Below are 13,979 nucleotides of genomic sequence, written 5' to 3'. Positions count from 1 at the left end.
GTTGCCAGAACGAACCTACCTTATTGTATTGGTTTCGAATTTAATCGCCCAAATGCCTCTGACCTGACGCTCTCCATAACCTGTAGCCTTGTCATCGGGATACATTTTTGTCAAAATTCCAAGGGTTTCCGGCAGTATTTGCTCTTTGGGCTTTCCATGGCACTGCAGGCACATAGCGTTGGTAATGATCGGATAGTAAAAATCAACTTCTCCATTGGAGATATTGACCACGGGCTGAACTTCACTGCCTGACGAAACGGTACGTTTGAAAAATTCGACATAACGTAATTCTTCTTCAGTGGCTCGATTATTTTGATTTCTAGGTTGGTCGGATACGCGTCGTATAACCGCATTTTTCATTGTCGATATACTGTCCGTCAATCGTATGGCATGCGCATTACAGAAACCGATTGCACCTACAGTGCCCTTATCTTGAATCGCACTGATCAATTTTTTTCCTAGAGCGGCTTTGGCTTGATTGGCATAACCCAGTCCGATCTCACTATAGGTAGTTTCGGGCTCCTCATCAAAGACCATGCATTGACATCCCTCGATACCGTTCGTTTTATGGTGGGCCCTCCTAAAATGAGCTTCAAACCATTCGGGTTTCTCGATTTCATTATCGTACATGTATTCTGCAATTTGCTTTATCGCATCGTCAGTGTATGGTAGATACGGCATGCTGCCAAAAGTTTTATGGGCTCCGGGCATTTTGGTCTCTGCTTCCGGGTCGTTCACCCATCTTATCAAAGCTTCCGAAAAGGCTTCTTTACTCGTATTTCCATCGATATAATGTTTTTTTATGGCGATCATGGGCGGAGCGATCATATCAGCCCTTGTAGACTTCGGATTGTGGCAAACGTAGCATTCCTTTTCCATCAAGAGTTTTCCGGGGTGCTCATCTTGAATTTGCAAGGCACTTTGTCCTGAAATCTGATTTTCGGTAGGCACGTCCGACTTTTTGGACTGATTGCAGCCCACAAAAATTAGCATACCCATAGACACAATTATTCGTTTCATATTTCCTCTTTTTCGGGGGATTGCCCTATTAAACCTTTGGTTACTTTATACATAATTGACGCCCTTAAATCCCTAACACAATTTTAGCTTTCCCAATACTACCAACTCAGATTTGTTCTTTCCTGCATAGGAATCAGCAATATCATTGGCCGTTCTCCATATTAATTGCTTAATAGTTGAATCGAATTTCGAAGGGTGCTCACGGTAAAAGTCTTTAAATTCATCAAAATAATACCCTCCTTCATTTTCTTCTTTGTTGAGCCAATCAAAAACAATTTCAATTTGATAGGCGGCATCACTTCCAAATTCATCTTCGATTGCATCTACATCCAACCAATATTTACGCACATCTTGTCTCAGCTTTTCGACTTCTTTTATTTTAACCTTGCGATCGGCTATAGCTATCGCATAAAATAGTTTTCCCAAATTTTGGTAAAGTTCGTTCCCGACTTTTTCTGATGGATCCATTCTTAAAATTTTGGTTGAACATCTATTGACACTTTCAAAAATATAAGGTTCCTATGGCCTGTAATATGATTCTTGTCATGCTTTTGAATCGTTATTATTCATTTCTTTGTCAAAATGCTACTTTTATGGAAAATGAGGCCGTCTGGGCCATTGATATCGGCGGAACCTATACAAAATTAGGGTTGGTCACGCGCAATGGAGCTATACTAAAATCTTCAAAATTCTCCACAGGCGCAGGGGCTCCCTTCGAAGAATTTTTGAAGAAATTGGAAAATGAGAGTAAAAGACTGCTAACAGCGGCCAATATACGTCAAAAGATCATCGCAGTAGGGGTCGGGGCTCCCAACGCAAATGCAAATACGGGGCATATCGAGCATGCCGCAAATCTGAGATGGGGCGATCAGGTTCCTTTGAAAGAGTCACTTACGCGTATGTTCGATCTACCGGTAACGATTGCAAACGATGCCAATGCTTCCGCATTGGGCGAACTGCAATTTGGCAAAGGCAGAGGAATGGAAAATTTTATCGTTTTGACCCTTGGTACGGGATTGGGAAGCGGTATTATTTCGAATGGCCAACTGCTGGTCGGGGCACACGGCATGGCCGGGGAACTTGGGCATGTCAATGTCGATCCTGGTCCAAGTGCTAGATTTTGTAACTGTGGCTTAAAGGGTTGTCTCGAAACCTACGTTTCTGTCACCGGAATGCGCCGTACTATTTTTGAACTTATTGCCGAGATGACCGATGATTCTGCGCTTCGCAGCATCAGTTTTGAAGCAATGACTGGAGAAATCATCTCAAAAGCCGCCCTTGACGGAGACCCCATAGCACTCAAAGCATTTAAAATGACAGCTGAAACCTTAGGGGTTCAATTGGCGGATACCGCCGCCCATCTAGATCCTGAGGCATTTATTCTTTTAGGAGGACTAAGCAAGGCAGGAAGTATTCTACTTGAGCCGACGATAGCGGCAATGGAACAAAATCTTTTTGCTGCCTACAAAAACCGGATCAAGGTAATGATTTCAAATACCTCTGGAACCAGTACTATTCTAGGACCGGCAGCCTTGGCGTTTGGTTGATTACCCAACAGTTCGCTATTTCTCCACGAGATGCGCTAGTTGTTCACTGTCGAGTACGTGCTCGGTTACCTTAAACAATTGCTTACGGTTCTCCCTGACAGTTTTGATAAAATAGGCTATCTCGTCTTCTAACTCTTGGTGCTCATCCCTAAATTTGCCCGAATCCTTTTTCAAAGGCTCTTTTATTGCGGTACCAATATGTAAAAGATGGTTTTCAATTTTCTCGATCAGTAATTCGCATTCCCTAGTATCCTTGAGAATATCCCTTCCAATTTCTTGAACTTCGTTTATATTATCTTTCTGGGTTATCCAAATAAAGTACTTATCGATTAAATGGTGCAAGAACTTCAAATCATCTTTATAAAACAACATATCCGATTTCCAATGATTTGTTAACACGTACAGTTCTTGCCAATTGGTCTCTTGAATGAAATCGGCCTTTGGCCTCGCTCTATAGTCTGCCATGATAGTATTTTTTAAATCTACATTTGATTTTATCCCATAAAATTAAGTGCAAAAACACTGCACCAAAATGATTTTTATCATGTTTGAAAAAGAGAAAAGCAATCTGTGGAGAATGCTCTTTCAAGAGCTACCTCCCCACAAACTTCGGCTTGACTCTTTTTCTCCCCTCCTGTATTTTTAGGTAATGGCCTTGAAAAAGGCCTAGGTTTACCATCTTTAAAACGTCTTTGGAATTACATGGTCCGAAGTATACCAATTACTAATTTATTGTCCGTATTTTTAATAAAGATTACGTAGTGAGTTAAATGCTAAGAAGAAGGAATTAACCTAGAATATCTTACAAAATGCATGTTTTTGAGAAGAACAGTAATATTTTCAATCTGCTGTCAGAAGCAGTTTCAGAAGGTATATTGGTTATCAACGATGACTATTTGATAGTGGCATCCAACTCTCAAGCCGAACGGATTTTCGAGTATACAAAGGATGGGATCAGGGGGCAATTTTTTGAAATCCTGATACCTGAGACTCTACGAAAACCGTATAAAGAATACCTCCTGCCCTATTTTAAAGAAGGTGCGGAAGCAACTACAGCAAGCACTAAAATGCGCTTGGGCCGTAAAAAAAACGGCAAAGAATTTCCTGTACAGATTAGCCTAAACACCTTTTCACTATATGGACACTCCTACGTATTGGCCCTGGTTAGGGATATAACGAAGCGTAAAGAGATAGAAAGAAAACATGAGATACATACGGCAGCTCTGGAATCTGCCCTTAATGGAATTGTCATTACCGACGCCCAGCAGCCGGACAACCCCATTGTGTACTTTAATTCTGCATTTCAAGAACTTTCGGGATATACCGAAGAAGAAATATATCAAAGAAATTGTAGGTTTTTGCAGGCAGACGATCGTAATCAAGAAGGTGTTAAACGAATGAGGGAGGCCATTAAAAACGGAACCAGCTGTCAGGTCGAAATCAAAAATTACAAGAAAGACGGAACCCTCTTCTGGAACGAGGTCTCTATCAATCCGATTATGGATGAAGAAGGTCAAATCACACATTTCGTAGGAATACAAAACGATATTACTTATCGTAAAACGGTCGCCCAAGAACTCATTCACCTCGGTAAAATATTCAATGCGTCATTGAATGAAATCTATGTTTTCGACGCCCATTCCTTATTCTTTATCAATGTGAACTATGGCGCCCAAAAGAATACAGGCTACAGCCTATCTGAATTTAAAGACCTTACCCCTTTAGACCTTAAGCCACGTTTCGATAAAACCGCATTTCTAAAACTGATACGCCCTCTGGTACTTGGTGAAAAAGAAAAAATTAACTTCGAAACACTACACCAAAGAAAAAACGGATCAACGTACCCGGTCGAAGTTCACCTGCAATTATCGGAAAAGGGAAATAAGCAGGTCGTAGTCGCTTATATCCTCGATATTTCAGAAAGAAAAAACTATACTGAAAAGTTAGAAAAAACAGTAGAAAAACGTACCAAGCAATTAAAAAGTGCCCTGGCCAAAGAAAAAGAACTTAATGACTTGAAAACAAAATTTCTTTCTATGGTTTCCCACGAATTCAAGACTCCATTAAGTGCTATTCTAACTTCGGCGACCCTTGTAGGCAAGTATGAACGTACCGAGCATCAAGGAAAGCGCGAAAAACATTTGAAGACCATCATTGAAGAGGTGCGCCAACTGAATGGCATTCTCACCGATTTTTTGTCCATGGAACGCCTAGAAGAAGGAAAGGAAGTATACAAGTTTGTTGAATTCTCGCTAAGCAAAATCATCAATGAGGTAATTTACGGGGCCAATATGCTGTTAAAAAGTGGACAGCGTATCAACTACCCCCAGAATATCGATGATATCTTAATTTTTCAAGATCAAAAAGTAGTAAGCCTTTGTCTGAATAACCTAATTTATAATGCCATAAGATATTCCCCAGAAGATACGGAAATCGACCTCAAGGTAGCTTTGACCGAGAATAGAATTGTCTTTCACGTCGTGGATCAGGGAATCGGGATTCCTTTGGAGGACCAAAAACATATTTTTAAAAGATATTTCAGGGCCGAAAACGTATTGACCAGTCAGGGTACCGGTATTGGTCTCAACATTGTCAAAAATCATGTTGAAAACCTGGGTGGTCGTGTTTCCTTTACCAGCGTTGAACACAAAGGGAGTACATTTACGCTAGAACTACCCATAAAAAAGAAATCGAATGAGGTGCCTTAAGGTTTTGCCTTATTCAAGGAAGTAACTATCTATGACTATGAAGAGTGTTTTGCTTATTGAAGATGATGGTGTGCTTAGGGCAAACACCGCAGAACTTTTAGAACTATCGGGCTACGTGGTAAAGACTGCTTCCAATGGAAAAAAAGGAGTTTCGGCAGCCATTGAATGTTTGCCCGACGTAATCATTTGTGATATTATGATGCCTGAACTTGATGGGTATGGTGTACTGAGAGCTCTTGCAGAGGAGGAAAGCACTCGCGATATTCCCTTCATTTTCCTTTCTGCCAAAACGGAGTATCAAGATGTAAGAAAAGGAATGCAGGAAGGTGCAGATGACTATTTAACGAAGCCCTTTACGGAAAACGAGCTTATTGGTGCCATAGAGAGTCGAATGGCCCGATCCGCTATTCTTAAGGATCGGGACATTTCAAAGACTTCCCATGCTACTTCATCAGTTTGCTTGCGTTCGTTGCAGGAGTTTATACTATACATGAAGGAGCACGGCAAAATTTCACAGTTCGAAAATGGCGAAACCATATACCGGGAAGGTATCCACTGCACTTTGATATATTTAATTATCAGTGGGGTTGTGAAAACGCATAGACTCGATGAAAAGGGCAAAGAACTCATAACGGGTCTCTACAAAACCAACGATTTTTTCGGCTTTAGCGATTTCACAAAAAACGAGAGCTATCGAGAACAGGCCACCGCAATAGAAAAAACCCGATTAACGAGTATCCCAAAAACTGAGCTTAAGCCCATCCTTGAAAACAATCCCGAACTAGCATTTGATTTCATTCAGCTTTTTACGGAAAACCTATCTGAAGTAAAAGAGCAATTGGTCGAAATGGCTTATGGTTCCGTACGGAAGAGAACGGCCCGGACCATTTTGAAGTTTGCAGAGAAATTAGACCAAGGAATCGATGGTAAACTACATATTCTTCGAAGCGACCTTGCCAGTGTTGCAGGAATGGCGACCGAAACCCTTATTCGGACACTTTCCAGTTTTAAAAAAGAAGGTCTTATCGATATCAAGGATAGAAATATTCGCATCATAGATGCCGCCAAACTCAAAAGCATCAAATAATCACAATAGCGACGCTCAACTTGGTTTTTCTCATCAGCTTAAAGGTTCGAATAAAAACAGGACACTTCGAATTCCTCGCTTCATTCAGACCGTAGTAATATGACAATAATCATTTTCTTAGAAAATTGTAACCTGTAGTTTTAAGGCAGTAACCAAAAGCATTACTGCCATGCAACAAATTTTAATTCCCACCGATTTTTCCGAGAATGCCTGGAACGCAATAAAATATGGTCTGGAACTACTTAAAGAAAATCGGTGCACTTTTTACTTGTTGCATGTGAATCCGATACCGTCTTATTCAGGCGCGGGAACATCGGTAAAGGCCGCTTCCGAAAATTTTAAGGATACCCTATTGAAGGGCAGTAGAAAGCAAATAGAAGAACTCATAGTCAAAATTAAAGCTCTACCTTTCAATACCGAACATACCTTCGTTGCCCTAGCGATATACGATTATTTTACCGACGCTGTAAAAAGGGAACTCGAGACGAAAAAAATAGACCTCATCATTATGGGTACAAAGGGCGCCTCGGGTCTTAAAAAAGTAACAGTAGGTAGCAATACCGGGGATGTAATTACCAAAATCAAGCATCCGTTATTGGCCGTACCTGAGAATGCCCAATATTCCAGCCCTAAGCAAATTGCCTTTGCTACCGATTATCATATCGGATATGACATTAATGTATTAAATACCCTATTAAAGATGGCCGCTTTGAAAGATGCCACAATTCAGATTCTGCACCTCTGTAAAAACGGTGAAAACCTCACCGAAGAGCAGCAAAGAAACAAGGACTTTCTAGACGATTATTTGGTCGGAATAAATCATAGTTTTCATTTGGTAACGGGCCCAAAACTTGCACATGCCCTAGAGGCATTTACCGAAATGCACCACATCAACTTGATTGCCATGGTCGCTAAAAACCTTAACTTATTTCAAAGAATACTCTTTAGGCCTTTGGTCGAGGAAATAAGCTATAGCACGAAGGTGCCCTTTTTGGTGTTACATGAATAGATCATTTTAATAGAATCAATGAAATATAAAATTCAGTATCATGAAACGAATCATTCTACCCACTGACTTTTCAGACAATGCTCTTAATGGTATCAGATATGCCGTTCAACTTTTCAAAGATGTAGAAACCACCTTTTATTTACTCAACACCTACATTCCTACCATCTATCAGGCGGAATATGTATTACATAGTCCCGCCCAGATAGGTCTGGGCGATATTTACCAAGAGAGCTCATCAAGTCAACTTGAGGAATTGAAAAAAAACTTGATTGCGGAGTTCGAAAATCCGAACCACACCTTTATCGTGCATTCTGCCTATAACGTATTGGTCGATGAAATTCTCAAGACGACGGAGAACGAGAAAGTCGATTTAATCGTGATGGCCACCCAAGGGGCTACGGGGGCCAAGGAGATTCTTTTGGGCACCAATACAGTACATACATTGCAAAAATCGACATGCCCCATTATTGCCGTACCTTCAAAGTTTGAGTACGAACCTCCAAAAGAGATTCTCTTCCCCACCGACTATGAAGTAGACTATGGGAAAACCTCCTTGATCTGTTTATTGGATATAGCACAAAACCATATCAGCAGTATCGAAGTCATTCATGCCTCATCAGGCTATGATTTGACCGAAACCCAACTAAAGAACAAACAAAATCTAGATCATCGTCTGGGAAAAATTGCGCATCTTTTTCATGATCTTCCCAACCAAGGCGTTATAGAAGCCATTAATAACTTTCAAATAAAAAAACCGATGAATCTTTTGGTGATGGTAAAAAACAAGCATACATTTTTAGAACGTTTGTTCATTGAGCCTATCATCAAAAAAATAGGCTTCCATGTAAATATACCCTTTATGGTACTTCCCTATTCCGAATAAATTATTGACATAGGTACACCAATATAAGATGAAAAAAATAATAGCACTCACCGATTTTTCGAACAATGCCTATAACGCACTCTATCAAGCTACACGATTGGTGACCGGCGAGGCGTGCACATTTTATATCCTCAACGTATTTAATTCATTTACGCCTTTACGCTCACAGCCTGTCAAAAAAGAGCCCTCACAGCAGTTGGAAGATGAATCATCAGAGGGGCTCGAAGAGGTATTGCATCGAATAAAACGTGATGACGATGATGCCGACCACCTCTTTATAACCCTTTCAAAAAGAGGTAACTTGGTAGACATTACTGCTAAAGTCGTAGCATCGGAAAGTATTGACCTCGTTGTAATGGGAAATAGTGGGCGTTCGGAAATTGAAGCGATACTTATGGGGAGCAATGCGCTTGATATAATCAGCAACGTTAAAAAGTGCCCGGTACTCACAGTGCCCAAGGAAGTAGATTTTATTCCGCCCAAAGAAATAGCTTTTGTCACCGATTTTCGACATGCCTATGACGCAGGCCTGTTACAACCCCTTCTTTATATGGCGCGTCGCTTTAATTCAAAAATCTACGTAATGCATATAAATGAAGAGGAAGTTCTCGATAAATACCAAACAATGAACAGAAGCGTCTTGATGGAATATCTATTACCCTTTGACCATACTTTTACCTGGATGCCCCGGTTCAAAAACAAAGCCAATTCAATCAATGTCTTTTTAGAGGAGCTTCAAATCGATATGCTTTCTATGTTGAATTACGAACATAGTTTTTTAGAGCGCATGACTCGGGAGCCGGTACTAAAAAGGGTCGCTTTTGACATCAACATACCATTTTTGGTGATACCCTACACCGATTGACAAAACCAGGCAACGCTAAAATACATTCGTCTATAGACCAATAAAGAAAGGGGGGGTCCGGGTAAAAGATTATTGGTATTAAGCTATCTTAAGGTAGGATAGAAAACCCTACCCATCGTTGTCTAAAATGATATAGCAAGTGCACGAACTATTTGAATTTTTGAAAAGCCCTTTGGTCATCAGAATATTAATCCTGATCATTTGGCTTGTAGTGATCTTGGTGGTCATAGTACTATTGAAGCGGGTCTTGAAAAGTCGCATAGAAGATTCTTCGCTACGGTATAAGGCTCAAAAAGGAGTAGAAATTATAGGTTATGGCCTCATAATCATAATGCTCTTGATTTCATTTACGGTCAATGATATCGGAGATTATAGTATCGTCATCGGTTTGTTTACTGCGGGCCTTGCATTCACGCTTCAAGAACTAATTCTGAGCATTACCGGGTCTTTCTACATTTTTTTTGTGCGTGTATACAAACCGGGGGATCGCATCGAAATCAATGGAATAAAAGGAGACGTCATCGATATTAACAGTATTTATACGACCATCATGGAAATAGGTGAATGGGTAAGCACCGACAACTATTCCGGTAGAATCGTTAAAATTAGTAATGCTTTCGTATTCAAAGGGCCGATCAAAAACTACTCCTTGGATTTTCCTTTTGTTTGGGACGAATTGAACATTTTCATCACCTTTCAGTCCGACCTTGATGTCGCCAAAAAGTTGGTCATAGAAACTGCTCAAAACCAGCTGGCCAATTATGTCAAAGCGTCCAAAGCCAGATGGTCGGCCATGGTAGAGCGTTATTACATAGAAAATGCTGCCATAGAACCGTCCATTGCCATTAAAGTAACCGATAACTGGGTCGCCCTAAACTTGAGATATATTACAGATTACAAAAAGAGAAGAGCCACCCAAAACGAGTTGTTCGAAGAAATAGAGTATAAAATCAGAGCCACTAAAGGTAAGGTCGTACTAGCCTCAGCCTCCCTCCAATTACTTAAGATACCCGAGGTCGACGTCAATCTAAAAAACAGAATGCCTTGAAAGAAAAGGAAATGGACATAGTCAAATCGACAGGAACGACAACTAAATTTTCAATAGATAAGTTGCGAGCTTCCCTGAGGCATAGTGGCGCCGATGAGAAATTGATACAGCACATAGTCGATGTGGTACGCGATGAACTCTATCAGGGCATTTCTACCAGGGAAATCTACAATAGGGCCTTTGCTATCCTGAAAAAAAAGAAGGCGACCTTTGCGTCAAAGTATAAATTAAAAAGAGCCATATATGAATTAGGACCAACAGGTTTTCCGTTCGAAAAGTTCGTAGCCGCCATTTTAAACTATTCGGGATACCATACCGAGGTCGGCAAGATTATGCCCGGAGTCTGTGTTTCCCACGAAATTGATGTTTTTGCAGAAAAAGACGGACACATCAGCATTATCGAATGCAAATTTCATGGGGAAGAAGGAAGGAAGTGTGATGTGAAAATACCCTTGTATATCCATTCTAGATATCAAGATGTCAAACAAGAATGGGAAGCCAAAAAAAATACGTCGAAAAAAATTGGCGCCGGGGTCGTAGTGACCAATACCCGATTTACCACCGATGCCACCAAATATGGGAATTGTATGGGGCTAGAAATGCTAAGCTGGGATTTTCCCGAAGAAAATGGCTTGAAAGATCGTATCGACCGTTTGGCACTTTATCCGATAACCGTGCTTCAGGTATTGAGTTCGGAGGAAAAACAGTTTTTACTAGGTCGGGGTATCGTACTATGCAGGCAGCTTTTAAAAAACGGGTTTTACCTCGATCATCTCGGTATTTCAGACTCAAGAAAAGAAAAAATAATGAAAGAGACCCGAAATCTATGTACCAATTCATTTAATGATGAACAAGGTTAAAATTCATTTCTTAGGAGGCGCAGGCACCGTTACAGGGTCAAAATTCCTCATAGAGACTTCTCAGCAAAATATGCTGGTCGACTGCGGCATGTTCCAAGGCTTAAAGAATTTACGCCTGATGAATTGGCAACCTTTGCCTGTAGATGTCTCTAAAATAGATGTTGTACTTCTTACCCATGGACATTTAGACCATACAGGATACTTGCCCAAACTGGTCAAAGAGGGGTTCCAAGGAAAAATAATGGGTACCGCCCCCACGCTATCGATTACCTCGATCATTCTTAGGGATAGTGGTAAGATTCATGAGGAGGAGGCTAAAAGCGCCAACGCAGAGGGATATTCGAAACACTCCCCTGCCCTCCCTTTTTATACCATCAAGGAAGCCGAGCGCGCCATTGACCTTTTCGTTCAAAGAGAAAGAGATACTTGGAATCCTTTGTCGGAAAACGTTCGGTTTCGATTCCGATATAATGGTCATATTCTCGGCGCTACATTTATCGAAATGGACATTTTTGGAAAGCGATTCGTTTTTTCAGGGGATGTCGGTCGTATCAATGACCCTCTATTGGCCGACCCGGAGCGCCCTGAATGGGCAGATTTTCTATTTCTCGAAAGTACCTATGGTCTCAAGTTGCATCCAAAAGAAGACGTGGAGGCCATTTTGATCGATTTGATAAAAAAAACCATAGCGGAGAGGGGAATCTTGATCATCCCTTCATTTGCAGTAGAGCGTCTTCAGACACTGATGTATCTGCTTTGGAAACTATATAAAAAAAGGCATATTCCAAACATTCCCATTTTCATCGATAGCCCGATGGGCAATGAGGTGCTTTCCGTTTTTGAGAACCACGTCGACTGGCACAACCTCTCTTTAGAAGAGTGCAAGGCGATGTGCCGACATTTTGAAATTATCACTTCTTATAAGGATACTTGGAAAACCATCGACGACCCAAGACCTAAAATAGTGATTGCCGGAAGTGGTATGGTTACAGGAGGGCGGGTATTGACCTATTTGAAACAACGTATCAATTTACCTTCCACCCGTGTGCTTTTAGTAGGATTCCAGGCAGAAGGAACTCGGGGAAGACAACTATTGGAAGGTGCCCATGAGATCAAATTATTCGGGAAGTACCTTCCCGTTAAGGCCAAAATAAGTCATTTAGAAAGTCTCTCCGCCCATGCAGACCAATTTGAATTATTACACTGGCTGGCGAATATCAAAAATTTCCCGGAAAAGGTATTCTTAATACATGGTGAACCTACGGGACTTGAGGCATTAAGAGTTAAAATAGATGATTGTTTCGGCTGGCATGCATGCATTCCTCAACTACACGAAGTCGAGGAAATTATAATAGCCTAATTTTCTTCACTTTCCTGACCAATATCATAGTACTATCATACTTTCTTAGGTACTTTTAGGAAAACTGGCGTCATGAAAGCAAAAGAATCAAATAATAACATGACAAGGGCCGAAAAAATGGGTACGCTTTATACCGAAGTGCAACATTGGCAATCTGATCTAGGGTTTATAGAAGGTGAGAGGACGTTTATAAACCATTTGTTACACTCTTATACCTTTGAACCTCATACTCCTGAATCGTTCAAAATTCTTCAAGACTATCGCAACCGAATCATGATCACGAAAAAAACGGAGAATAAGATTGTAGAAAAAATCGTAAAACACAAAGCCCGCATTGGAGGAGTGCTAGAATGTAGCGATCAGTCTTATGATGCAAGTTTCAGGGCAAAGCACACCAAAATAAAAGTCGAGTTCGAACAGTTTAAAGAAGATTTTCAGATCCTAAAAGCAGAAATCTTCGAATATGCCATAAAAATTATGAAAAAACGAAAACCATCTTCATAAACGGATTAGCCGTACAACTGATTAAAATCATTTTTTATGCCTTTAAAAAACAATACTTTAAAGTGTCTATAAAATATGTTTAACACCTAAAATAAATAGTATGTCACTCGTAAAATTTAACAGTAACCGTTGGCCTTGGAATTATGGTCTGAGCGATATTTTTGACGATCAAAATGTATTTAACGATAATTTTTTTACGCTCGAAAAGTCAATGCCCGCCATGAACATCGTGGAACATGAAAATGATTTCGAAATCGAATTGGCATCACCAGGTTTTGAAAAAAAAGACTTTGAGATTACCCTTAGAGACGACCTTTTGGAGGTAAGTGCAAAAAAAGAAATAGACCAAGAAAAAAAGAAAGATCAGTATACACGAAAAGAATTCAATTATCATTCTTTTCGACGCGCTGTAAGGCTTCCCAAAACTGTCGACAATACAAAGGATGTGAAAGCCTCCTATGAGAACGGGATATTGAAATTACAACTTTTAAAAAGAGCCGATGTGAAACCTATTAAAAGAAAGATCAACGTTGTTTGATCCAAAATAAAAAGTACCATGCTTTTGTTACGGTTTGGAGCTCAGTACAGCGAACAAAATCGATGTCGAAAGATTGTTCGGGCATAGTATATAAACACATGAAATTATGAAAGTTAAAAATAAAAGCTACAGGTATAGCGAATGGCTCAGTCCTGAAGAAATGCATGCGATGAGCGTTCAATGGCTATCGAAATTGAAATTTGCGAAAGATGAGCAATTATTCTTGAACGATTTGGTAAGAAATTATACATTGCAACTTGTAGAAGGTGACATCTTTGAAAAAAGTAAAGTGATAGTCAAAGACCTATCGAATGCCGAAAAAGAAGTTATCATTTTAATGAAAAAGGTGCAGGTTCACGAAAACCAGCTGAATATCATGACAGACGATATCAATCAATTACCTATGGAAAAAGCCTATATTCAGGCCCACAAGGAACTTTTGTCTGAAATAGAGCACTATTCGGCCGAATATCGAGAATTGAAGGTGAAACTGTTCGGTTTACTGACGGATATCATGAAAAAACAAAAGCAACACAGGTTGTTGCACTGA

At 40.2% G+C, this 13,979-nt stretch carries 15 protein-coding genes; 12 read left to right on the top strand and 3 right to left on the bottom strand.

The genetic code is table 11. The features are described 5' to 3' along the window. Positions 1-15 precede the first annotated feature (15 nt). Entirely contained in the window at positions 16-1,020 is a 1,005-nt protein-coding gene (locus F2B13_RS00850; protein WP_149277013.1) for a c-type heme family protein, read from the bottom strand. 72 nt (positions 1,021-1,092) lie between these two features. Next, positions 1,093-1,488, bottom strand: coding sequence for a hypothetical protein (locus F2B13_RS00845; RefSeq protein WP_149277012.1), 396 nt, complete (start codon positions 1,486-1,488; stop codon positions 1,093-1,095). A gap of 125 nt (positions 1,489-1,613) precedes the next feature. On the opposite strand from F2B13_RS00845, the gene F2B13_RS00840 reads away from it, so the two are divergent. Then, the gene (locus F2B13_RS00840) at positions 1,614-2,567 is read left to right on the top strand and encodes an ROK family protein (protein WP_198439877.1); all 954 of its coding nucleotides are present in this window, start codon (positions 1,614-1,616) and stop codon (positions 2,565-2,567) included. A gap of 15 nt (positions 2,568-2,582) precedes the next feature. Here the strand turns inward: F2B13_RS00840 and F2B13_RS00835 are convergent, their stop codons facing one another. Beyond that, positions 2,583-3,032: a hypothetical protein gene (locus tag F2B13_RS00835; protein ID WP_149277010.1), complete on the bottom strand. Its 450-nt coding sequence runs from the start codon at positions 3,030-3,032 to the stop codon at positions 2,583-2,585. Positions 3,033-3,376: 344 nt separating this feature from the next. Between F2B13_RS00835 and F2B13_RS00830 the strand changes: the two genes are divergently transcribed. The 11 genes from F2B13_RS00830 to F2B13_RS00780 all read left to right on the top strand — a co-directional run bounded on the left by F2B13_RS00830 (position 3,377) and on the right by F2B13_RS00780 (position 13,979). Next, complete coding sequence (locus F2B13_RS00830) at positions 3,377-5,275, top strand: sensor histidine kinase (RefSeq protein ID WP_149277009.1); 1,899 nt, start codon at positions 3,377-3,379, stop codon at positions 5,273-5,275. A gap of 37 nt (positions 5,276-5,312) precedes the next feature. Then, complete coding sequence (locus F2B13_RS00825) at positions 5,313-6,362, top strand: response regulator (RefSeq protein WP_149277008.1); 1,050 nt, start codon at positions 5,313-5,315, stop codon at positions 6,360-6,362. Between the two features lie 169 nt (positions 6,363-6,531). Further along, positions 6,532-7,371: a universal stress protein gene (locus F2B13_RS00820; RefSeq protein WP_149277007.1), complete on the top strand. Its 840-nt coding sequence runs from the start codon at positions 6,532-6,534 to the stop codon at positions 7,369-7,371. Between the two features lie 40 nt (positions 7,372-7,411). Continuing rightward, positions 7,412-8,254 (top strand): universal stress protein, encoded by an 843-nt coding sequence (locus tag F2B13_RS00815; protein ID WP_149277006.1) that lies wholly within the window; start codon positions 7,412-7,414, stop codon positions 8,252-8,254. Positions 8,255-8,282: 28 nt separating this feature from the next. After that, the gene (locus F2B13_RS00810; protein WP_149302750.1) at positions 8,283-9,119 is read left to right on the top strand and encodes a universal stress protein; all 837 of its coding nucleotides are present in this window, start codon (positions 8,283-8,285) and stop codon (positions 9,117-9,119) included. Positions 9,120-9,258: 139 nt separating this feature from the next. Further along, a complete protein-coding gene (locus F2B13_RS00805; protein WP_149302747.1) occupies positions 9,259-10,167 on the top strand; it encodes a mechanosensitive ion channel family protein in 909 nt (302 codons plus the stop codon). Positions 10,168-10,178: 11 nt separating this feature from the next. Next, positions 10,179-11,027 carry an ATP cone domain-containing protein gene (locus F2B13_RS00800; RefSeq protein ID WP_232625171.1) on the top strand — a complete coding sequence of 283 codons (849 nt, stop codon included), beginning with the start codon at positions 10,179-10,181 and terminating at the stop codon, positions 11,025-11,027. Further along, positions 11,014-12,387: an MBL fold metallo-hydrolase RNA specificity domain-containing protein gene (locus F2B13_RS00795; RefSeq protein WP_149303714.1), complete on the top strand. Its 1,374-nt coding sequence runs from the start codon at positions 11,014-11,016 to the stop codon at positions 12,385-12,387. Before F2B13_RS00800 ends, F2B13_RS00795 begins: the two co-directional genes overlap by 14 nt. 72 nt (positions 12,388-12,459) lie before the next feature. Continuing rightward, a complete protein-coding gene (locus F2B13_RS00790; RefSeq protein WP_149302742.1) occupies positions 12,460-12,891 on the top strand; it encodes a hypothetical protein in 432 nt (143 codons plus the stop codon). Between the two features lie 100 nt (positions 12,892-12,991). After that, positions 12,992-13,429, top strand: coding sequence for an Hsp20/alpha crystallin family protein (locus F2B13_RS00785; RefSeq protein WP_149277001.1), 438 nt, complete (start codon positions 12,992-12,994; stop codon positions 13,427-13,429). A 106-nt stretch (positions 13,430-13,535) separates the two neighbouring features. Then, a complete protein-coding gene (locus tag F2B13_RS00780) occupies positions 13,536-13,979 on the top strand; it encodes a hypothetical protein (protein WP_149302739.1) in 444 nt (147 codons plus the stop codon).

Origin of the sequence: Pareuzebyella sediminis, from assembly GCF_008367235.1 — a bacterium.
GTDB lineage: Bacteria > Bacteroidota > Bacteroidia > Flavobacteriales > Flavobacteriaceae > Pareuzebyella > Pareuzebyella sediminis.
This window is presented reverse-complemented; position numbering and strand designations above follow the sequence as displayed.

Coding starts and splice junctions, on each gene's coding strand:
- F2B13_RS00810 (WP_149302750.1), top strand. CDS start 8,283: ATGAAAAAAATAATAGCACTCACCGATTTTTCGAACAATGCCTATAAC.
- F2B13_RS00835 (WP_149277010.1), bottom strand. CDS start 3,032: ATGGCAGACTATAGAGCGAGGCCAAAGGCCGATTTCATTCAAGAGACC.
- F2B13_RS00830 (WP_149277009.1), top strand. CDS start 3,377: ATGCATGTTTTTGAGAAGAACAGTAATATTTTCAATCTGCTGTCAGAA.
- F2B13_RS00790 (WP_149302742.1), top strand. CDS start 12,460: ATGAAAGCAAAAGAATCAAATAATAACATGACAAGGGCCGAAAAAATG.
- F2B13_RS00780 (WP_149302739.1), top strand. CDS start 13,536: ATGAAAGTTAAAAATAAAAGCTACAGGTATAGCGAATGGCTCAGTCCT.
- F2B13_RS00795 (WP_149303714.1), top strand. CDS start 11,014: ATGAACAAGGTTAAAATTCATTTCTTAGGAGGCGCAGGCACCGTTACA.
- F2B13_RS00845 (WP_149277012.1), bottom strand. CDS start 1,488: ATGGATCCATCAGAAAAAGTCGGGAACGAACTTTACCAAAATTTGGGA.
- F2B13_RS00815 (WP_149277006.1), top strand. CDS start 7,412: ATGAAACGAATCATTCTACCCACTGACTTTTCAGACAATGCTCTTAAT.
- F2B13_RS00820 (WP_149277007.1), top strand. CDS start 6,532: ATGCAACAAATTTTAATTCCCACCGATTTTTCCGAGAATGCCTGGAAC.
- F2B13_RS00825 (WP_149277008.1), top strand. CDS start 5,313: ATGAAGAGTGTTTTGCTTATTGAAGATGATGGTGTGCTTAGGGCAAAC.
- F2B13_RS00850 (WP_149277013.1), bottom strand. CDS start 1,020: ATGAAACGAATAATTGTGTCTATGGGTATGCTAATTTTTGTGGGCTGC.
- F2B13_RS00785 (WP_149277001.1), top strand. CDS start 12,992: ATGTCACTCGTAAAATTTAACAGTAACCGTTGGCCTTGGAATTATGGT.
- F2B13_RS00800 (WP_232625171.1), top strand. CDS start 10,179: ATGGACATAGTCAAATCGACAGGAACGACAACTAAATTTTCAATAGAT.
- F2B13_RS00840 (WP_198439877.1), top strand. CDS start 1,614: ATGGAAAATGAGGCCGTCTGGGCCATTGATATCGGCGGAACCTATACA.